This is a genomic window from Caulobacter radicis, assembly GCF_003094615.1.
Lineage (GTDB): Bacteria > Pseudomonadota > Alphaproteobacteria > Caulobacterales > Caulobacteraceae > Caulobacter > Caulobacter radicis.
Genome location: NZ_QDKO01000040.1, coordinates 188,241 through 206,228 on the forward strand (window position 1 = coordinate 188,241; position 17,988 = coordinate 206,228).

The 17,988-nt window shown below is 68.5% G+C and carries 19 protein-coding genes and 3 pseudogenes; 9 read left to right on the forward strand and 13 right to left on the reverse strand.

The features are described 5' to 3' along the window. Positions 1-19 precede the first annotated feature (19 nt). Positions 20-880 carry a carbonic anhydrase gene (locus tag DDF62_RS21440; RefSeq protein WP_116490980.1) on the reverse strand — a complete coding sequence of 287 codons (861 nt, stop codon included), beginning with the start codon at positions 878-880 and terminating at the stop codon, positions 20-22. A gap of 70 nt (positions 881-950) precedes the next feature. After that, positions 951-1,424: an Lrp/AsnC family transcriptional regulator gene (locus DDF62_RS21445; protein ID WP_101720643.1), complete on the reverse strand. Its 474-nt coding sequence runs from the start codon at positions 1,422-1,424 to the stop codon at positions 951-953. A 120-nt stretch (positions 1,425-1,544) separates the two neighbouring features. On the opposite strand from DDF62_RS21445, the gene ald reads away from it, so the two are divergent. After that, complete coding sequence (ald, locus tag DDF62_RS21450) at positions 1,545-2,669, forward strand: alanine dehydrogenase (RefSeq protein WP_116490981.1); 1,125 nt, start codon at positions 1,545-1,547, stop codon at positions 2,667-2,669. A 4-nt stretch (positions 2,670-2,673) separates the two neighbouring features. Beyond that, positions 2,674-2,770: pseudogene (locus tag DDF62_RS26765) on the forward strand (hypothetical protein); the annotation flags it as partial. 9 nt (positions 2,771-2,779) lie between these two features. On the opposite strand, the gene pyrF reads toward DDF62_RS26765, so the two are convergent. Further along, a complete protein-coding gene (pyrF, locus tag DDF62_RS21455) occupies positions 2,780-3,469 on the reverse strand; it encodes an orotidine-5'-phosphate decarboxylase (RefSeq protein ID WP_116490982.1) in 690 nt (229 codons plus the stop codon). Between the two features lie 87 nt (positions 3,470-3,556). Between pyrF and DDF62_RS21460 the strand changes: the two genes are divergently transcribed. Further along, positions 3,557-4,255: a MarC family protein gene (locus DDF62_RS21460; RefSeq protein ID WP_101720322.1), complete on the forward strand. Its 699-nt coding sequence runs from the start codon at positions 3,557-3,559 to the stop codon at positions 4,253-4,255. Here the strand turns inward: DDF62_RS21460 and DDF62_RS26770 are convergent. From DDF62_RS26770 to DDF62_RS21475, 4 genes and pseudogenes are all read right to left on the reverse strand, one after another. Continuing rightward, a pseudogene (locus tag DDF62_RS26770) lies at positions 4,256-4,358 on the reverse strand (hypothetical protein); the annotation flags it as partial. Between the two features lie 6 nt (positions 4,359-4,364). Further along, positions 4,365-5,165 carry an SDR family NAD(P)-dependent oxidoreductase gene (locus DDF62_RS21465; protein ID WP_116490983.1) on the reverse strand — a complete coding sequence of 267 codons (801 nt, stop codon included), beginning with the start codon at positions 5,163-5,165 and terminating at the stop codon, positions 4,365-4,367. Between the two features lie 163 nt (positions 5,166-5,328). Continuing rightward, the gene (locus DDF62_RS21470) at positions 5,329-5,937 is read right to left on the reverse strand and encodes a flavodoxin family protein (RefSeq protein ID WP_116490984.1); all 609 of its coding nucleotides are present in this window, start codon (positions 5,935-5,937) and stop codon (positions 5,329-5,331) included. A gap of 163 nt (positions 5,938-6,100) precedes the next feature. Then, entirely contained in the window at positions 6,101-6,550 is a 450-nt protein-coding gene (locus tag DDF62_RS21475) for an Rrf2 family transcriptional regulator (RefSeq protein WP_101720319.1), read from the reverse strand. A 175-nt stretch (positions 6,551-6,725) separates the two neighbouring features. On the opposite strand from DDF62_RS21475, the gene DDF62_RS21480 reads away from it, so the two are divergent. The 4 genes from DDF62_RS21480 to DDF62_RS21495 all read left to right on the forward strand — a co-directional run bounded on the left by DDF62_RS21480 (position 6,726) and on the right by DDF62_RS21495 (position 11,387). After that, positions 6,726-8,720 carry a potassium transporter Kup gene (locus DDF62_RS21480; protein WP_116490985.1) on the forward strand — a complete coding sequence of 665 codons (1,995 nt, stop codon included), beginning with the start codon at positions 6,726-6,728 and terminating at the stop codon, positions 8,718-8,720. Next, positions 8,721-9,083 (forward strand): hypothetical protein, encoded by a 363-nt coding sequence (locus tag DDF62_RS21485; RefSeq protein WP_116490986.1) that lies wholly within the window; start codon positions 8,721-8,723, stop codon positions 9,081-9,083. Between the two features lie 274 nt (positions 9,084-9,357). Further along, a complete protein-coding gene (locus DDF62_RS21490; RefSeq protein WP_116490987.1) occupies positions 9,358-10,584 on the forward strand; it encodes an argininosuccinate synthase in 1,227 nt (408 codons plus the stop codon). Positions 10,585-10,721: 137 nt separating this feature from the next. Then, complete coding sequence (locus tag DDF62_RS21495; protein ID WP_116490988.1) at positions 10,722-11,387, forward strand: DUF6624 domain-containing protein; 666 nt, start codon at positions 10,722-10,724, stop codon at positions 11,385-11,387. Here DDF62_RS21495 and DDF62_RS21500 read toward each other — a convergent pair. The 3 genes from DDF62_RS21500 to DDF62_RS21510 form a co-directional block, all read right to left on the reverse strand. Further along, a complete protein-coding gene (locus tag DDF62_RS21500; protein WP_116490989.1) occupies positions 11,384-11,773 on the reverse strand; it encodes a hypothetical protein in 390 nt (129 codons plus the stop codon). The genes DDF62_RS21495 and DDF62_RS21500 overlap by 4 nt on opposite strands. A 13-nt stretch (positions 11,774-11,786) precedes the next feature. Next, positions 11,787-12,230, reverse strand: coding sequence for a hypothetical protein (locus DDF62_RS21505; protein ID WP_116490990.1), 444 nt, complete (start codon positions 12,228-12,230; stop codon positions 11,787-11,789). A gap of 96 nt (positions 12,231-12,326) precedes the next feature. Then, complete coding sequence (locus DDF62_RS21510; protein WP_244286905.1) at positions 12,327-13,148, reverse strand: acid phosphatase; 822 nt, start codon at positions 13,146-13,148, stop codon at positions 12,327-12,329. Between the two features lie 151 nt (positions 13,149-13,299). Between DDF62_RS21510 and DDF62_RS21515 the strand changes: the two genes are divergently transcribed. Both DDF62_RS21515 and DDF62_RS21520 read left to right on the forward strand, forming a co-directional pair. Continuing rightward, positions 13,300-15,351, forward strand: a complete 2,052-nt coding sequence (locus DDF62_RS21515; RefSeq protein WP_116491008.1) for a TonB-dependent receptor — start codon at positions 13,300-13,302, stop codon at positions 15,349-15,351. Positions 15,352-15,518: 167 nt separating this feature from the next. Then, entirely contained in the window at positions 15,519-16,310 is a 792-nt protein-coding gene (locus DDF62_RS21520) for a SapC family protein (protein ID WP_101718684.1), read from the forward strand. An 87-nt stretch (positions 16,311-16,397) separates the two neighbouring features. Here DDF62_RS21520 and DDF62_RS21525 read toward each other — a convergent pair whose 3' ends face one another. The 3 genes and pseudogenes from DDF62_RS21525 to DDF62_RS26355 form a co-directional block, all read right to left on the reverse strand. Further along, positions 16,398-16,664, reverse strand: coding sequence for a DUF1150 family protein (locus DDF62_RS21525; protein WP_101715284.1), 267 nt, complete (start codon positions 16,662-16,664; stop codon positions 16,398-16,400). Positions 16,665-16,743: 79 nt separating this feature from the next. After that, the gene (locus DDF62_RS21530) at positions 16,744-17,166 is read right to left on the reverse strand and encodes an Hsp20 family protein (protein WP_116490992.1); all 423 of its coding nucleotides are present in this window, start codon (positions 17,164-17,166) and stop codon (positions 16,744-16,746) included. A 470-nt stretch (positions 17,167-17,636) separates the two neighbouring features. Continuing rightward, positions 17,637-17,988: pseudogene (locus tag DDF62_RS26355) on the reverse strand (hypothetical protein); the annotation flags it as partial.

Here is a 17,988-nt window from a genome sequence, read left to right on the forward strand (position 1 = left end):
AACCGGTTACCGCTTCCGGTCAAGCTTCGAAGGCGACCTGGGCGGTGGTCAGGTCGTAGGTCGCCGGCACGATCTTCAGGCGGCCCTGGGCGATGCGCTCGGCCAGGACGCCGTCGGCGACCTTGAGGCGCGAAGCGATGTTGCGGGCGTTGCGGCGGGCGGCCGCGTCGTGCAGGTCGGCGGGGTGCTCGCCCTGGGCGTCGAACACCGCCGGCAGGATCGGCGCCAGCACGGCCTCGAACACGCCGGTCGGGCGGCTCTTGCGGGTGGCCGCGTCGACGGCGGCCCCGACCACGCCGCACTTGGTGTGGCCCAGCACCACGACCAGCGAGGCGCCGAGCGTATCGACGGCGTAGACGATGGCGCCCAGCGCCTCGGGGCCGACGGTCGGGCCGGCCGCGCGCAGCACGAAGAGGTCGCCCAGATTGCAGTTGAACAGCAGTTCGGGCGCCACGCGGCTGTCGCTGCAGGCCACGACCACGGCGAACGGCCGCTCGGCCGCGGCCATCTCGCCGATGCGGGCCGCCGCAGGCAGGACGAGGCTGGCGCCGCCGCGGGCGAAGATGGCGTTGCCCTGCTTGAGCCGGCCCAGCGCCTCGTCGGGGCTGATGCTGGGGACGGGCTTGGCCGGCTGGACCTGCACGCCAGAGACGGCGGTGGGCGCTTCGGGCTGCGCGCCTTCCAGCGGCGGAACGCTCTTGAGCGCCTTGTCGAGGGCGGCCTTGTCAGTGGGCTGGGTCGCCAGGGCCTTGGCGGTGCGGCGGGCCTTGGGCTTCCAGACCGGCGGGGTCCGGACCTCCTGGTAACCCTCGGCATGGGCCAGGACGGGCGCGGCGAGGCCGGCGGCCAGGCCGCCCAGCAGGATGCGTCGAGAAACCATGGTCGCCCCCGGAAACGATAACAACGCCGCGACCCTAGGGGCTGGGGGTTAACCGGAACCCAAGCCGGGTTCAGAGCGGCAATTCGACGCGTTTGACCACGGTGCGCATGGCGATCGACGAGCTGACCCGCACCACGCCGGGGATCCGCGTCAGTTCCTGGCTGTGCACCCGCTCCAGGTCGTCGACATCGGCCACCACCAGCCGCAGCAGATAGTCCGAGCCGCCGGTCATCAGGTAGCACTCGGCCACCTCGCGCACATTGGCCACCGCCTTCTCGAAGGCGGTCAGCGCGCCCTCGGCCTGGGACGACAGGGTGACGGTGACGAAGACGCTGAGCGGCAGGCCCACGGCCCGCTCGTCGATCACTGCGGCGTAGCGGCCGATGACCCCGGCGTCCTCCAGGGCCCGCACCCGGCGCAGGCAGGCCGACTCCGACAGGTTGGCCGCCTTGGCCATGTCCACGTAGCTGGCCCGACCCTCGCGCTGGAGCAGGCGGAGGATCTTTCGGTCGAACACATCAAGCGTGACCGGGGATTTCTTCACCGAATGGCTCCGTTTGCGCAGGATTCCTGCATACCACGTTCTTTGAAGGACGAAAGAACCAAGAAACATGCGAACGTAGAGGCGTACACCAGCGTTAAAGCTAAAAAGCGAGGAAACATCATGCGCGTTGGCGTCCCCTCCGAGATCAAACCGGGCGAACACCGGGTCGGCCTGACCCCCACCGCCGTCCGCGAATATGTCGCCCACGGCCATCAGGTGCTGGTGCAGCAGGGCGCGGGCCTGGGCGCAGGCTATGCCGACGAGGCCTACGTCAAGGCCGGCGCGAGCATCGCCCCCGACGCCGACGCGGTGTTCTCGGGCGCCGAGATGATCGTCAAGGTCAAGGAACCGCAGAAGGTCGAGTGGGAACGCCTGACGCAGCGCCACATCCTCTTCACCTACCTGCACCTGGCGCCCGATCCGGCCCAGACCGAGGGCCTGCTCAAGAGCGGCTGCGCGGCCATCGCCTACGAGACCGTCACCGACGCCAAGGGCGGCCTGCCGCTGCTGGCCCCGATGTCGGAAGTGGCCGGCCGCATCGCCGTTTTCTCGGCGGCCGAGACCCTGCTCAAGCACAACGGCGGCATGGGCCTGCTGCTTTGCGGCGTGCCCGGCGTGCCGCCGGCCCGCGTGGTGGTGCTGGGCGGCGGCGTGGTCGGCTCCAACGCCGCCCGCATGGCCGCCGGCCTGGGCGCCGAGGTCGTGGTGCTGGAGCGCTCGATCCCCCGCATGCGCGAGCTGGACGACCTCTATCAAGGCCGCATCCTGACCCGCTATTCGACGCTGGACGCCGTGGAGGAGGAGATCCTCAAGGCCGACGTCGTCATCGGCGCGGTGCTGACGGCCGGCGCGGCCGCGCCCAAGCTGGTGCGCCGCGAGCATCTGGCCAAGATGAAGCCAGGCTCGGTGCTGGTCGACGTGTCGATCGACCAGGGCGGCTGCTTCGAGACCAGTCACCCGACCACCCACGCCGAACCGACCTACACGGTCGACGGCGTCGTCCACTACTGCGTGGCCAACATGCCCGGCGCCGCCCCGCGCACTTCGTCCGAAGCGCTGGGCAACGCCACCCTGCCGTTCGGCCTGGCCCTGGCCGACAAGGGCCTCGACGCGCTTGAGGACAATGTCCACCTGGCGCGCGGCCTCAACGTGCTGGGCGGCAAGCTGACCCACCCGGCCGTGGCCCAGGCCCTGGTCAAGGACTTCGTCGACCCGTTCGGCGTCTGGGGCGGTTCGAAGCTGTAAGTGAGTGATCCTCGCCCTTCGACAGGCTCAGGGTGAGGATCAATTCAAAGGCCGTTCAATAGAAACCTCACCCTGAGCTTGTCGAAGGGCGAGGTTTCCCGCAGGGGGCCTTACAGCCCCGCCATCTCCTCGATCACCTTCAGCGCCGCTTCGCGCGGGTCGTTGGCGGCGGTGATCGGGCGGCCGCAGACGAGGTGGCTGGCGCCGGCCTTCAGGGCGTCGGCCGGGGTCGCGGCGCGGGCCTGATCGTTCTTGGCCGACCACGCCGGGCGCACGCCGGGGGTCACCACCAGGAAATCGGGGCCGGCGATCTCGCGAGCCAGGGCCGCCTCGTGCGGGCTGGAGACGATGCCGTCGACGCCGCAGTCGATGGCCTGGCGGATGCGCCGCTCCACCAGTTCCCGCGTCGTGAAGGCGTAGCCCATCTCGATCAGATCAGCGTCGGTCAGGCTGGTCAGCACGGTGACGGCCAGGATCTTCAGGTCCGAGCCGGCCTTGGCCTTCACCGCCGCCTGCATGACCTGCGGCTCGGCATGCACCGTCAGCAGGTCGCAGCCGGCCCCGGCCAGCACGCGGGCCGAGCGCTCCACCGTCGCGCCGATGTCGTGCAGCTTCCAATCGAGGAACACCTGCTTGCCGGCCTTCTTGAGGTCGCCGGCGAAGGCCATGCCGTCGGTGGCCAGCAGCTCCAGGCCGATCTTGTAGAACGAGGCGGCGTCGTCGATGCGCTCGACCATTTTCCGGGCGTCGGCGACCGTGGGCAGGTCCAGCGGGATGATCAGGCGCGGATCGGCGGACATGGGCAAGCTCCGGTGTTGGCGCGCGAGGCCGCATCGCTCTAGAGAGAGCGACGTTTCCCGCACAGTCATGAAGGTTGAGGACGTCGAATGAGCCAGGCCGAACTCGCCGTCAACTTCTTCGTCGCGCTGTTCGCCCTGATCGACCCGATCGGCAACGTGCCGCTGTTCGCCGCCGCCACCATCGGCGCGGCCTCGGCCGGCCGGCGGATGGTGGCCGTCTATATCGGCCTCTTCGTGCTGGCCTTCCTGGTGTTCTTCTACTTCACCGGGGTTTCCCTGCTGGAGTTCTTCGGCATCTCGATGCCGGCCTTCCGCATCGCCGGCGGCATCATCCTGTTCATTCTCGGCCTGGACATGGTGCGCGACGACTTCACCACCATGTTCGCCGACGCCGCCGAGGGCGAGACCGAGCCGCTGTCGGCGCGGGTCTACGCCAAGAAGCGGTTCGAGCGGCTGATCGTACCGTTCGCCATGCCGCTGCTGATCGGGCCGGGGGCGATCTCGACCGTGATCATCTACGCCAGCGAGGCCAAGCACCTCGGCTTGGCCGGCATGGCGCTCGGCGTGGGCGTCATCGCGGCGGTGTCGGTGGTGCTGGTGGCCACCTTCTGGGCCGCGCCGGTGATCAGCAAGGTGCTGGGCCGCATCGGCATGAGCATCGTCGTGCGGGTGCTGGGCCTGATCCTCTGCGCCCTGGCGGTGCAGTTCGTGCTGATCGGGGTCGGCGACGCGACGCGCGGCCTGATCCGGGCGGACGCCAAGGCGCCGTACGCGGCGGAGAAGTAGTGCGTCCTTCGAGGCCCGCTGTGCGGGAGCCTCAGGATGAGGACTTCAGTGCAATAACTTCCTCATCCTGAGGTGCGAGCCGAAGGCGAGCCTCGAAGGACGCACCACATCAAACCTTCCTGAACTTCCCGCCCTGGCTGGCGATCAGGGCCAGGGCCCATTCGTCGGGGATGATCTTGGCCAGCACGGCGATGGCCTTGTTGGGCGCGCCGGTGACGCAGACGGGGCGATTGGCCTCGGCCGCCTCGTAGCCGGCGGCGGCCACCTCGTCGGCGCCCAGCCACATCCAGGCCGGCAGGCTCTGGCTGACCTGGGCGCGGGTGCCGTTGACGTCGTGGAACTCCGACAGGGTGAAGCCGGGGCACAGGGCGCTGGCGTGCACGCCGTTGGCCAGGTTTTCCAGATGCAGGCTCTGGGAGAACTTCACCAGGAAGCTCTTGGTCGCCGCATAGAGGGTGTGGCCGGCCGAACCGGGCGCCAGGCCCGCCAGCGAGGCGACGTTGACGATGCGCCCGAACCGGCGCTCGACCATGCCCGGCAGCACCTTGTGGGTCATCTCGCAGACTGAGGTCAGCATCACCTGCAGGAAGGCCGACTGGTCGGCCCAGCTGGTCTTGTCGAAGGTTCCGGGCAGGCCGTAGCCGGCGTTGTTGACCAGGGCGTCGATCTCGCGGCCCTCGGCGGCCACCGCCGCCAGCACCGCGTCGACGCCGCCGGGATCGGCCAGGTCGGCGGAAATCGCATAGGCCTCGACCCCGAAGCGCATTCGGATCTCGGCGGCCAGCGACTCCAGCCGGTCGAGCCGGCGGGCGGTCAGGGCCACGTCATAGCCGTGGCTGGCGTAGATGCGGGCGAAGGCGGCCCCGATGCCGGCTGAGGCGCCGGTGATCAGGGCGAGGCGGCGGGCCATGTGGTCGAAGGTCCTGCAAGCAAAGCGTCACAGGAGTCGAGCACGCCCGCCGATCCGGTTCAAGCGGGGCGGAGGAACGACCTGGGGGAGGGCGGGGTCGGTCGTTCCTCCACGAAGGCGCGCCCTCGGGGGAGGGGGTAGGGCGCGCCCGACGCCTGGAGTCTTAGGCCGCGTCGCTCAGCGCCGGTTGGGCGCCGCGGGTCCAGCGGACGGCGGCCTCGGCCACGCGCACGCCCAGCAGGCGGGCGGTCTCGCGGTCGCCGGCCGGCGGGGTGATCTCCGGCGAGGCGTTGTCCGACTGGGCGGCGACGCCGACGAACGAGCCCACGCGGTTGATCGTCTCGGGACCGCGCTCGGCGGCGGTGACGGCCGGCGGGGCGACGCCCAGGTTGATCCAGTTCATGCCGTGCTGGGCGGCCAGGATCGTCAGGCTGGCCAGGGCATGGCCCTTGTCGCCGGCGAAGCTGTGCGAGTTGGTGAAGCCCGCGGCCAGCTTGTCCTTCCAGGCGCCGGTGAAGAAGGCCGCCGAAGTGGCGTCGGCGAAGACTTTGAACACGCCCGAGACGTCGCCCATGTAGGTCGGCGCGCCGAACACGACGGCGTCGGCCTCGGTGATGGCGTCGAGGAACGGCTTGAAGTCCTGGGCGGCGCTTTCGATGTGCAGCAGCACTGGGGTCTGGCCGGCGTCGCGGACGCCTTCCGCGACCTTGTCGGCGAGGACGGCGGTGTGGCCGTAGCCCGAGTGATAGACGATGGCGACCTTGGTGGTCATGGCGGTGGTCCCCTCAAGGAGAATGATGTTGTCCGAACAGAAACTGTATCGGTAGCGATTACGTAATAGCGCCCGCCAGCGGCGCCAGGGGATCAGCAACAATTTCGGGTGCAGTTTTTCTGCGAGGGCCTTTAAGGCGCTCTCGGGCTGTCCGCCCGAGGGGTCAGGCGCTCTTCAGGACAGCCTCGCGCTCGGCCGGGTCGGCCAGCAGGTCGGCCACCGAGATGCGCGACAGGCGCTCGGCGGCGGCGGCGTCGGCGGCGATCAGGGCCGCGCGGACGGCGTCGGGAATGCGGGCCCCGACCGGGCAGCCCTTCACCCCGGGCGGGGCGGTGCCGAGGTTGGCGCAGCCGTGGACGGCCCGCAGCACGGTGTCGAGGGTGATGTCCTGGGCGGGCTTGAGCAGCCAGGCCCCGCCGTTGGCGCCGGCGCGCGCGCCGATCAGCCCCGCCTTGCCGAGCATGGCGGTGACGCGCCGCACCACCACCGGATTGGTGGGGACGGAGGCCGCGAGTTCGGCGCTGGCCACGGCGCGGTCGGGGCTGAAAGCCTCCTTGTGCGCCAGATAGGCCAGGGCGTGAGCGGCGACGGGGAACTTCTGACTGTCGGACATGATCTTCTGTTAAGTCCGGAACGTAAGGGGGGAACGCAAGCGTTGAAACAAAAACCGTAAAGGCGCGCGGCCAAGGTCGCGATTGAACCCGGATCGGATTGGGTGTATCGCGCGCCGCTTGATCGATATGGGGCTTCGCGCGAGATTTTCGAGGGCGCGGTCCCGGAGGGATTGAATGGCTTCCGAAGCCTCCGGCGTTTCGAACACTGAGAACGCCTCCGTCGCGGCGTGCGACATTCCCCAGCAAGCGGGTTCCGCCAATGGTCACGGTCCAAAGGGCCATGGCACGTTCGCGCTCGCCCTGGGCTCGGTCGGCGTCGTGTTCGGCGACATCGGCACCAGCCCGCTCTACGCCTTCAAGGAGGCGCTGCACGCGTCGGCCGCCGACGGCGTGACCCGGGCCGAGATTCTCGGCGTGGTGTCGCTGGCCCTGTGGGCGCTGATCCTGGTCGTGACGATCAAGTACGTGCTGTTCATCATGCGCGCCGACAACAAGGGCGAGGGCGGCGTTCTGTCGCTGATGGCCCTGGCCCAGCGCGCCATGGGACGACGCACGGCGCTGGTCTTCGGCTTGGGCGTGATCGGGGCGGCGCTGTTCTACGGCGACGCCATCATCACTCCGGCGATGTCGGTGCTGTCGGCGGTCGAGGGCCTGCGGACCATTCCCGCGCTCGAGCACTCGATCAGCACCCAGGTGGTGCTGCTGATCGCCACGGTGATGCTGCTGGGCCTCTTTTTTATCCAGAGCCGCGGCACGGCCAAGGTCGGGCAACTGTTCGGCCCGGTCTGCGCCGTGTGGTTCACGGTCATGGCCGTGCTGGGCGTCTACAACCTGCTGGCCCATCCCGGCGTGTTCCGGTCGATCAACCCGTATTACGCGGTCCACTTCCTGCAGCATCACGGCATGGCCGGCTTCATCGTGCTGGGCGCGGTGTTCCTGACCGTGACCGGGGCCGAGGCGCTGACCGCCGACATGGGCCACTTCGGCCGCTGGCCGATCCAGGCCGCCTGGCTGTTCTTCGTGCTGCCGTGCCTGGCCTTGAACTATCTGGGCCAGGGCGCTCTGGCCCTGAACACCCTGATCGAGGCCGAACGGGCCGGCGTGCCGTTCCCCGAACTGAACTGGTTCTTCGAGATGGCGCCCGACGTGCTGCGCCTGCCGCTGGTGATCCTGGCCGGCGCGGCCACGGTCATCGCCAGCCAGGCGGTGATCACCGGCGCCTTCTCGCTGACCCAGCAGGCGATCCAGCTGGGCCTGCTGCCACGCATGGACGTGCGCCGCACCTCCGAGACCCAGTCGGGCCAGATCTTCGTGCCGCAGCTCAACACCATGCTGCTGCTGGGCGTGCTGGCGGTGATGTTCACCTTCAAGACCTCGTCGGCCATGGCTCATGCCTACGGCCTGGCGGTGACCGGCACCATGGTGGTCACGACCGCCATGGCCTTCATCGTCATGCGCCAGCTGTGGAAGTGGCAGTTGCCGGCGGCCCTGGCCTTCCTGATCCCGTTCATGACGCTGGACCTGGTTTTCCTCAGCGCCAACGCCCTGCGCTTCTTCACCGGCGGCTGGCTGCCGGTGCTGATCGGGGCTGCGCTGTTCATGATCATGGCCACCTGGGTGCGCGGCAGCCAGATCCTCAGCGAGAAGACCCGCCGCGACAGCGTGCCCCTGGCAGACCTGATGGAGATCCTGCGGGCCCGCGCGCCGCACCGCGCCCCCGGCACGGCGATCTTCCTGACCTCGGACCCGGACATGACCCCGGTCGCCCTGATGCACAACCTCAAGCACAACAAGGTGCTGCACGAGCGCAACGTGGTGCTGACCGTGCGCACGGCCGAGACGCCGCGCGTGCCCGAGGAGGACCGGATCAAGACCTTCAAGGTCAACGACGACTTCAAGAAGGTCGAGATCTACTACGGCTTCATGGAGAGCCCGAATGTGCCCAAGGCGCTGGCGCTGCTGCGCAAGCAGCAGGGGCTGAAGTTCGACATCATGGCCACCAGCTTCTTCCTCGGCCGTCGCTCGATCGTGCCGTCGGCCAATTCGGGCATGCCGCTCTGGCAGGACCGGCTGTACATCTTCCTGATGAAGAACGCGGCCAACCCGACCGACTTCTTCAAGATTCCGCCGGGCCGCGTGGTCGAGCTCGGCGCCCAGGTGACTGTGTAAATGGATATTCTCGGCGTCATCGGCGACGTGCTCTGGATCCTGGCCCTGTCGATCATGGCCGGGGCCTCGCGCATGGCCTGGGGCAAGATCCCCAAGGGCGAACCGACCCCGGTGGCCTGGTCGCCCAAGGGCGACACCCTGCTGCGCCTGCCGCGCGGCCCGGCCCTGGTGCTGCTGCCGGCCGGCGCCTTCGCCATCAGCCTCTATCTGCTGGTCGAGAGCCGTCAGGCCGACGACCTGTCGCTGTCGATCATCATGCTGGGCCTGCGCGCCACCCTGGCGGCGATCTTCGCGGTCATCCACCTGACCCAGGTGCGACGGGCGCTGAACCAGCTGGCCGAAGAGGGCAAGATCCGGCTGTAGAGTTTTTCGGAGACGTCCGAAATTATCTCCCGTCATTTCCGCCTGTGTAGCGGGATCCCCTCTGTCGGCCGTGCGGGCAGGAGGGGCGGATCGCCAGCGATCCGCTTGCGCCTCACGCTGAAGCGGAACTAGGGTTTCCCGCCACAAGGGCGGGAATGACGGGATGTTGGAAAGACCTTTGGGTCTCCAGCCAGTCCCTGTTGTTTCCCTCGTCGCAAAAGCGCGCTAAACGCCCCGCGACTTTGTGTTTTCGCCTTCGACAAGGACCCCCGACATGGCCCAGAAGCCCGTCAAGAAGGTCGTGCTCGCCTATTCGGGCGGCCTCGACACCTCGATCATCCTCAAGTGGCTGCAGACCGAGTACGGCGCCGAGGTCGTGACCTTCACCGCCGACCTCGGCCAGGGTGAAGAGATCGAGCCCGCGCGCGCCAAGGCCCTGGCCGCCGGCGTGAAGCCCGAGAACATCTTCATCGAGGACGTGCGCGAGGAGTTCGTGCGCGACTTCGTGTTCCCGATGTTCCGCGCCAACACGGTCTATGAAGGCCAGTACCTGCTCGGCACCTCGATCGCCCGCCCGCTGATCGCCAAGCGCCAGATCGAGATCGCCCGCCAGGTCGGCGCCGACGCCGTCAGCCACGGCGCTACCGGCAAGGGCAACGACCAGGTCCGTTTCGAGCTCGGCTACTATGGCCTCGAGCCCGACATCACCGTGATCGCCCCCTGGCGCGAGTGGGACTTCAAGTCGCGCGAAGCGCTGCTGGAGTTCGCCGAGAAGCACCAGATCCAGATCACCAAGGACAAGCGCGGCGAAGCGCCGTTCAGCGTCGACGCCAACCTGCTGCACTCCTCGTCGGAAGGTAAGGTCCTGGAAGACCCGGCGGTCGAGGCCCCCGAGTTCGTCCACATGCGCACCATTTCGCCCGAGGACGCGCCGGACGCCCCGACGGTGATCACGATCGACTTCGAGAAGGGCGACCCGGTCGCCATCGACGGCGTGGCGATGAGCCCGGCGACCCTCCTGACCAAGCTGAACGAGCTGGGCCGCGACAACGGCGTCGGCCGCCTCGACCTGGTGGAAAACCGCTTTGTCGGCATGAAGTCGCGCGGCGTCTACGAGACCCCGGGCGGCACCATCCTGCTGGCGGCCCACCGCGGCATCGAGAGCATCACGCTCGACCGCGGCGCCATGCACCTGAAGGACGAGCTGATGCCGAAGTACGCTTCGCTCGTCTACAACGGCTTCTGGTTCTCGCCCGAGCGCGAGATGCTGCAGGCGGCCATCGACTACAGCCAGACCAAGGTGTCGGGCCAGGTCCGCGTGAAGCTCTACAAGGGCAATGTCACGGTCATCGGCCGCACCAGCCCCTACTCGCTGTATGATCAGGACCTGGTCACCTTCGAAGAGGGCAAGGTCGCCTACGATCACCGCGACGCCGGCGGCTTCATCAAGCTCAACGCCCTGCGCCTGCGCGTGCTGGCCAAGCGCGACCAGCGCGGCTGAGGCTTTTCGAAGCGTCGATCAGGAACGAGCCCCGCCGGAAACGGCGGGGCTTTTTCTTTGCGCGCGGGGGCTCGATGCGTCGCCATGATTGCGCCGCGAGGTCTCGCCACCTTTCCGGCGTCGATGGAGGGACGGCGATGATCCGGGCAGGCCTGGTGGCGTTGGTGGTGCTGGCGGCGGCGCCGGCCCTGGCGGAGGAAGCGCCGGCCGTGGCCCAGGCGCGGGCCGATGCAGAGGCCCTGGTCGCCAGGGAGGCGCTGATCGAGGAACTGGGCGGCATGGGCGCGGTCGACCAGGCGACGCGGGTGACCTTCCTGAAGGTGCGCAAGACCGCCTCGCCGGAGGATCGCCAGGCGCTGGACGCGATCTGGGCCGAGCACTACGAGCCGATCGACCGCAAGCATACCGAGCGGCTGAAGGTGCTGCTGGCCGGACGGGGCTGGTTCACGCCCGAGGAGGTGGGCCAGCGCGCCGCCGACGGCGCCTTCCACATCGTCAATCACTCGCCGGACCTGGCCTTCCAGAAGGAGGCCCTGGCCAAGATGGAGCCCCTGGTCGCCCAGGGGCGTGCGCCGAGCGGTTATCCCAACCTTTACGACCGCGTCGCCGAGCAGGAGGGCCGGCCCCAGCGCTACGCCACCCAGCGGGCCCGCTGCGTCGACGGCCGCCACGCCATGCCGGACAATGTCGAAGATCCGGCCGGCCTGGAGAAGCGGCGCGCGGCGCTGGGGCTTCAGGCCATGCCGGAATATCTCAAGGGGCTCGACACCATGTACGGCCGCTGCGACCCGCCAAAGGGCTAGCTGGTCGCCGGCGGCGTCGGCTGCACCAGGTTGGGCGCGATGTTCACGCCGGTCTTGTTGTAGATCACCCAGCCGACCACCTGGAACACGGTGTTGAGCAGGGTCTGGCCCAGGGCCAGGGTCATGAACTTCGTGAACTGGATCGTCTGGTTGAAGGCCAGCTCCTGGTTGTGAAGGATCATGTCGGCCGCCTGCGGCGTGATCTGGTGGTTGGCCAGGGCCGTGCGGGTCTGGATCGTCGCCTCGGCCAGGCTGCGCAGATAGCCGGGCACCACGGTCTTGTTGGCGTTCCACCAGTCGGTGGCGGTGTCGCCCAACTGCTGTTCCAGCACGGAGACCAGGCTGTCGACGTCGTCGACCTGCAGGGTGGAGAAGTCGATGCTCATCGGACGCCTGGCCTCACTTCATGGCGGTGACGGCCTTGGCCGCCTGGTCGCAGCTGACCATCATGGCGGTGGTCGCGCCGGTGTTGGGGACGATCCCCTGCAACTGGTGCAACTGGGCCAGGCCCTGGACCTGGGCGCTGCAGCCCTTGATCAGCGACACCTCGGCGTCGATGGCCTTCTGGGCGGGCTTGGCGGCGTAGGGCTGGGTGGCGGCGCGCACGGCGGCCACGGCCAGGGCGGCCTGGATGTTCGCGTAGGTCTCGATCTTGCCGGGATAGGTGGCCTTGTCGACGTAGAGGCCCATCTCGGCCTCGGCCGCCAGCTTGGCCACGCCCTCGTAGGCGGTGGTGATCTTGCTATCGAGGGTGGGGTCGTAGGGCGGGGCGAACACCGCGCAGCTGGCGAGCGTCAGAATGCTGGCCAGGGCGATCGCCGGCCGTCGCATGGTCTCGAACATGGGTCCCCTCCCGAAGGGCCCGCCAAGGTGGCGCCGCTCCGGAAGGGGCTCAAGCTCTAAGTTGAAGTCCGGTGCCGCGCGCCTTTGTGGCGAGCGTCAGCCCTCGCAGCCGGCCGGCGGGCCGTCGGCCCTGGAGGCGGCGATCTCGGCCCTGGCCTTTTCCAGGTCGGCGGCGAAGGCCGGGTCGGCGTGCAGGCGCGAGACCATCACCCCGCCCAGCAGGCGACCGGCCTCCAGGTCGCTGGGGAAGTGCACGCCGCAGATCACCCGGCTGTCGCCGAACGCGCGGCCGCGGGCGGCGAGCTGGGCGGCGCGGTCGGGGACCAGTTCGGCCAGCACCAGGCCCCACGACCAGCCGATCAGGGCGTGGCCGGAGGGATAGGAGCCCTCGGTCTCGATCCACGTCTCGCGCGGCACGCAGATCGGCTTGCTGTTGCCCACCGGCGGACGGGGCCGCGAGAAGGCCTGCTTGGCCGGGCGATAGATCGTCCCGGCGTCGTCGGTCATCCGCAGCAGCAGGTTGGCCAGGGTGGGGGTCTTCTCCGGGCTGATCGTCACCTTGGCGGCGCAGGAGAAGCTCTTGAAGCCATTGGCCCCCGACAGGTCGGCGTCGGCGATCGCCTTGTCCCAGGCCGGCGTGCCGGCCAGCTTGCGCGTATCGTCATAGGCGGCGCGGTCGGCCTTGCCGCGCGGCGAGTTCGGTTCCGGCGGCGGGCCGACGATGTCCGGCGCGTCGAACGGCTCGGCCAGGGTCAGGTAGCCCTTCGGCGGCTTGGTCCAGGTCGTCGACCCGCCGGCCTGGGCGTAGGTCTTGCCCTGAGCCTGGCCCGGCGCCTGACCCGACAGGGGCGCGCAGGCGGCCAGCAGCAATGCGGCGGAAATGGGGGCGCCGGCGAGGGCGAGCGACGAAATACGCATCATGAAAAGCCCGAAGTGAGGTCGTCCGGACACAGAGCGAGACGACTTGGCGGCGTCAAGCGAAAGCGGATTGACGAGTGGATATGTTATTTCATAACGCATTTTTGCCGCTCCCCCGGCAAGTTGGGATTTTCCGTCCATGACCCGTTCCATGGTCCGTCGCCAGGCGCTCGCCGCCGCAAGCCTCCTCGTCCTCGCCGCCGCCGGGTCCGCCCCGGCCTGGGCCGCCGACGCTCCCGCCGCGCCGGCCGCCGACGCCGATCCGACCGACACCTCGGTCTCGCAGGTGGTGGTCACCGCCGCCCCCTACGCCGTGTCGCTCGACACCGTGACCAGCAGCGTCAACGTCGTCACCCGCGACAAGCTGGACGTCGCCCCGCCCGCCGGCCTCGGCGACGTGCTCAACGGCCTGCCGGGCCTGCGCTCGACCTTCTATGGTCCCGGCGCCTCGCGTCCGGTGATCCGCGGCCTGTCGGGCCCGCGGGTGATGGTGCTGCAGAACGGCGTCGGCCAGGTCGACGCCTCGGCCCTGTCGCCCGACCACGCGGTGGCCTCCGACCCGGCCGAAGCCTCGCGCATCGAGGTGCTGCGCGGCCCGTCGACCCTGGCCTATGGCGGCTCGGGCATCGGCGGCGTGGTCAACATGCTCGACGACCGCGTGCCGTCCTCGCGCGCCAGCGCGCCCGTCGAGGGCCGGGTGGCCGGCTCGATGTCCAGCGTCGACAGCGGCTGGGGCGTCAGCGGCGCGGCCAAGTTCAACGCCGGCCCGCTAGTGTTCGCGGTCGACGCCGTGCACAGGGAGAGCGACGACTACGACGTGCCGGTCGCCCCGGTGTCGTCGCGACTGGCCGCCCGCGACGGCCTGACCGTCGATCCCGACAAGACCGTGCGCAACACCGACGTCGAGATGGACGCCTACGGCGCCGGCGTCTCCTACGTGCACGACCGTGGCTTCGTGGGCCTGTCGGTCAAGCGCACGGACACCACCTATGGCGTGCCCTACCAGCAGATCCTCAGCCCCATCGACCCGGACGCCGAAGGGCCGGTCTCGATCCACCTGCAGCAGACCCGCTACGACCTGCGCGGCGAGCAGGAGCTCGACACCCCGTGGTTCGAGAAGGTGCGGGTCTCGATCGGCCATGCCGACTACCAGCACGCCGAGGTTTCCGTCGAGGACGGCGAGGTCGGCACCCGCTTCCTGTCGGACGGCACCGAGGGCCGCGTCGAGCTGGTCCATCGCGAGCATGACGGCCACCAGGGCGCCATCGGCTTCCAGGCCCTGACCCGCAGCTTCGAGGCGATCGGCGACGAGGCCTTCGTGCCCAGCGTCGACATCAAGGAGTACGGCCTCTTCACCCTGCAGCGCTTCGATCGCGGCGACTGGGGCGTCGACGCGGGCCTGCGCTTCGACACCCGCTCGCTGGAGACGGCGACCCAGAAGCGCGACTTCGACAACGTCTCGGCCTCGCTGGGCGTGTTCTACAAGCCGGCCGAGCATCAGTTCGTCGCCCTGACCCTGTCGCGCAACGGCCGCGCGCCGACCGAGTTCGAGCTGTTCGCCGACGGCCCGCACCCCGGCACCGGCGGCTATGAGAAGGGCGACGACAGCCTCGACTCCGAAACCGTCACCTCGCTGGAGGCCACCTATCGCTGGACCGGCCCGCGCCTGCGCGTCGAGGGCCACCTGTGGGGCGCCTGGTACGACAACTTCATCGAGGAGGCCCCGACCGGCGAGGTCGAGGACAGCCTGCCGGTGTTCCAGTATTTCCAGACCGGCGCCAAGTTCCACGGCGCCGAGCTGGAGGTCGGCTACGACGCCTGGCGCGGCAAGGACCAGTCGATCCGCCTGGAAGGCGTGGCCGACTATGTGCGCGGCGAGACCGATATCGGCGTGCCCGCCCGCATTCCGCCGTGGTCGCTGACCGGCCGGGCGATCTGGACCGCCTCCAATGTCGAGGCCGAGCTCGAGGTGCGTCACGTGGCCGAGCAGGACCGGGTGGCCGACTTCGAGCTGCCGACCGACGCCTACACCACCGTCAACCTGCGGGTGACGGTCAAGCCGTTCGAGGACAAGCCGCTGCGCTGGTTCGTCGACGGCCGCAACCTGACCAACGAGGAGGTGCGCGAGCACGCCTCGTTCCTGAAGGACATCGCGCCCTCGCCGGGCCGGTCGATCCGCACCGGGATCGCCTGGAAGTTCTAGGCCCGATCGCCCCGCGGCCCTCGCTCCAGACGCGAGGGTCGCGGCGGCGTTTCCCCGTCCGGACGTGTCGATTGCCGGGATATCGCAGATCGGCTAGAAGCGCTGACCACCTAAAGGCCGCCCGCGATAGAGCGTCCGTTCTTCTTGGCCCTTCTGTAGAGCTTCTTATGGAAACGACCCAGTCCGCCGGCGGCATCACCGGCAACGTTCTCTTCTACTCGACGCCCGAGCCGCTGAACCGCGACCTGCATGGCAAGCTGGCCCTGGTTCACCAGGACAAGCCCTACGCCTTCGCCGCGGCCGGCACGGCCGTCCCGCTGACCGTGACCGAATTCGGTCCGGCCGGCCTGTCCTACCCGATCATCTTCGCCGGCGAAGAGCGCACCCCGCTGGCCGTCATGGGTCTGAACCAGGGCGAGAACCTGTTCATCCACGCCGACGGCTCGACCGAAGTCGGCGTCTACATCCCGGCCTATGTCCGCCGCTATCCGTTCGTGCTGGCCAATGACGAGACCCAGGGCCGCATGATCGTCTGCATCGACCGCGCCTCGAGCCTGCTGTCGGAAGCCGGCGAGACCCCGCTGTTCGACGCCAAGGGCGAGCCGACCGAGTACACCCAGAACTGCATCAAGTTCTGCGACGACTTCGAAGTCGAACGCCGCCGCACCGACTCGTTCGTGCAGCTGCTGAAGGACAACGACCTCTTCGAACTGAAGACCGCCACCTTCACCCCGGCCGGCCCCGACGGCCAGCCGGGCGAGCCGCAGGTCGTGGCCGAGTACTACGGCGTCTCGGAAGAGAAGCTGAACGCCCTGCCGATCGAGAAGCTGAAGGAGCTGCAGACCTCGGGCGCCCTGGCCCAGATCTACGCTCACCTGGTGTCGCTGGTCGGTTGGGATCGCCTGATCGCCATCACCATGTTCCGCCAGGCTCAGGCCCCGGCGGCCAACCTCAACTGAGGCCTGGCGTAAGGACAAAGAAAGAGGGCGGCGGATCGCAGGATCCGCCGCCCTTTTCATTTGGCGCGTCTTCTTATGAAGAGCGCGTCAGTGCACCGACACCGGCGCTAGTTCGTGGGCCAGGGCGGCGGCCATGGCCGCGTCGCGGTCGGTCAGCACCGCCAGGCGGGCGCCGTCGGCCCGGCATACCGCATAAAGCGTCTGGTCGGGGGCCAGATCGAAGTCCTCCACCCCCTCGGGGGCGTCGGCGAGGATCTCGGCCGCCTTGATCGGGCGCACATAGACGAGGTCGGGCGCGCCCAGCGCGGCGAAGGCCTCGGTCGAGAAGAACGGCGTGTGCGAATTGGGCGTCATGTGACCACCTCCTTCGATAGGGGAACGCTCCGAAGTCCCTGTGGTTCAGGCGGCTGGAGCGTAAGTGTTGCGCAAGGGCTCAGCCCTGCGAGCGGATGGGGATGCGCTTGACCTGACGCTCGGGCGGCGGGCGGGCGACGTCGACGTGAAGCAGGCCGTGCTCGAGGGTGGCGGCTGACACTTCCATGCCTTCGGCCAGTACGAAGGTGCGCACGAAGCCACGGGCGGCGATTCCCCGGTGCAGGTAGGCGCGGTCGGCTTCGGTGCGGGCCTCGCCGTCGCGGCGTCCGGCCACCACCAGCTGGCCGCCCTCGACGGTGACCTGCAATTGGTCGGGCGAGAAGCCGGCCACGGCCAGGGTGATGCGCACGCCCTCGTCGGTCTGTTCGACATTATAAGGCGGATAGCTCTCGCCGGCGGCCTTGGCGGCGCGCTCGATCAGGTCTCGGGTGTGTTCGAAGCCCAGCAGGAAGGGGCTGTCGAACAGGATCGTCCGGGTCATGCGAAGTCCTTACGCATCAAAGCGACTTCGTTCGCGGATCCGGGGCCCTGCAGCGGCGCCCCGGATCCGCGATCGTCCATCATGAAGTGGCGACGCGTAAGGCGGGGTTCAAGGCGCAGGTCCGGAAGGCCGGGCCGGCGCGACGGTGCGTCGCGGCCCGTCTGGATCACGGACCTGTGGATGCGTGCGGGTTGATGCTTGTCATCATCCGGTCACGGGCCTATATGCGCTCCTCCTCGGAACGGCGCTGACGAAGACGCTCGAAACCGGGGCCCACAAGGCCCTTGCTTCGGTTGGATCTCATCGCTAAGTTCCGCGGCCTCAATCGACTCGGGCAGCTGGATTGCCGACGGCCTATGGCCTTCGGGAAGGAGCGCTTTTGTTGCTTTTGAAGGGCTTCGGTTCTTCGGAAGTTTCTGAAAAGAGTTGGTTGACGAGGTTGGAATGCTTCAATAGAAGCGCCGCCTCGTTCATCGGGATCGAAGAGTTCGCAAGAATTCGGAAGTGCTGATGAAGAAGTCGAGCAGAACTTTCTTAGAAAGAATTGCTTGACAGGGTTTGGTGGTTTCTTTAGAAGCTGCCGGCTCGCTGGACTGGGAACTTTCCTGGTTCGGCACTGGGTCAGAAAGTTTTGAAAAAAACGATTTGACACGGAATTCGAGGTTAGCTAAATAGCCGCCTCCGCCGACACCGGGCGCTAAACGGTGGGGCCGCTCCCCGGTTTCGGAGGCGGCTCGGAGCTTCGGCTCTGGTCTTTGACATTGTTGATTTGGAAAGAGAAACGCAGGCGGCGGCGCTCTGGCGGTTACCCTTCGAGGTAAC

Excerpts from the sequence above, each read along its gene's own strand:
- DDF62_RS21525 (WP_101715284.1), bottom strand. The coding sequence starts at position 16,664 with ATGACGCCCAATTCGCACACGCCGTTCTTCTCGACCGAGGCCTTCGCC.
- DDF62_RS21440 (WP_116490980.1), bottom strand. The coding sequence starts at position 880 with ATGGTTTCTCGACGCATCCTGCTGGGCGGCCTGGCCGCCGGCCTCGCC.
- DDF62_RS21495 (WP_116490988.1), top strand. The coding sequence starts at position 10,722 with ATGATCCGGGCAGGCCTGGTGGCGTTGGTGGTGCTGGCGGCGGCGCCG.
- DDF62_RS21505 (WP_116490990.1), bottom strand. The coding sequence starts at position 12,230 with ATGTTCGAGACCATGCGACGGCCGGCGATCGCCCTGGCCAGCATTCTG.
- pyrF (WP_116490982.1), bottom strand. The coding sequence starts at position 3,469 with ATGTCCGCCGATCCGCGCCTGATCATCCCGCTGGACCTGCCCACGGTC.
- DDF62_RS21520 (WP_101718684.1), top strand. The coding sequence starts at position 15,519 with ATGGAAACGACCCAGTCCGCCGGCGGCATCACCGGCAACGTTCTCTTC.
- DDF62_RS21475 (WP_101720319.1), bottom strand. The coding sequence starts at position 6,550 with ATGTCCGACAGTCAGAAGTTCCCCGTCGCCGCTCACGCCCTGGCCTAT.
- DDF62_RS21515 (WP_116491008.1), top strand. The coding sequence starts at position 13,300 with ATGGTCCGTCGCCAGGCGCTCGCCGCCGCAAGCCTCCTCGTCCTCGCC.
- ald (WP_116490981.1), top strand. The coding sequence starts at position 1,545 with ATGCGCGTTGGCGTCCCCTCCGAGATCAAACCGGGCGAACACCGGGTC.
- DDF62_RS21485 (WP_116490986.1), top strand. The coding sequence starts at position 8,721 with ATGGATATTCTCGGCGTCATCGGCGACGTGCTCTGGATCCTGGCCCTG.
- DDF62_RS21465 (WP_116490983.1), bottom strand. The coding sequence starts at position 5,165 with ATGGCCCGCCGCCTCGCCCTGATCACCGGCGCCTCAGCCGGCATCGGG.
- DDF62_RS21460 (WP_101720322.1), top strand. The coding sequence starts at position 3,557 with ATGAGCCAGGCCGAACTCGCCGTCAACTTCTTCGTCGCGCTGTTCGCC.
- DDF62_RS21490 (WP_116490987.1), top strand. The coding sequence starts at position 9,358 with ATGGCCCAGAAGCCCGTCAAGAAGGTCGTGCTCGCCTATTCGGGCGGC.
- DDF62_RS21530 (WP_116490992.1), bottom strand. The coding sequence starts at position 17,166 with ATGACCCGGACGATCCTGTTCGACAGCCCCTTCCTGCTGGGCTTCGAA.
- DDF62_RS21510 (WP_244286905.1), bottom strand. The coding sequence starts at position 13,148 with ATGCGTATTTCGTCGCTCGCCCTCGCCGGCGCCCCCATTTCCGCCGCA.
- DDF62_RS21470 (WP_116490984.1), bottom strand. The coding sequence starts at position 5,937 with ATGACCACCAAGGTCGCCATCGTCTATCACTCGGGCTACGGCCACACC.
- DDF62_RS21480 (WP_116490985.1), top strand. The coding sequence starts at position 6,726 with ATGGCTTCCGAAGCCTCCGGCGTTTCGAACACTGAGAACGCCTCCGTC.
- DDF62_RS21500 (WP_116490989.1), bottom strand. The coding sequence starts at position 11,773 with ATGAGCATCGACTTCTCCACCCTGCAGGTCGACGACGTCGACAGCCTG.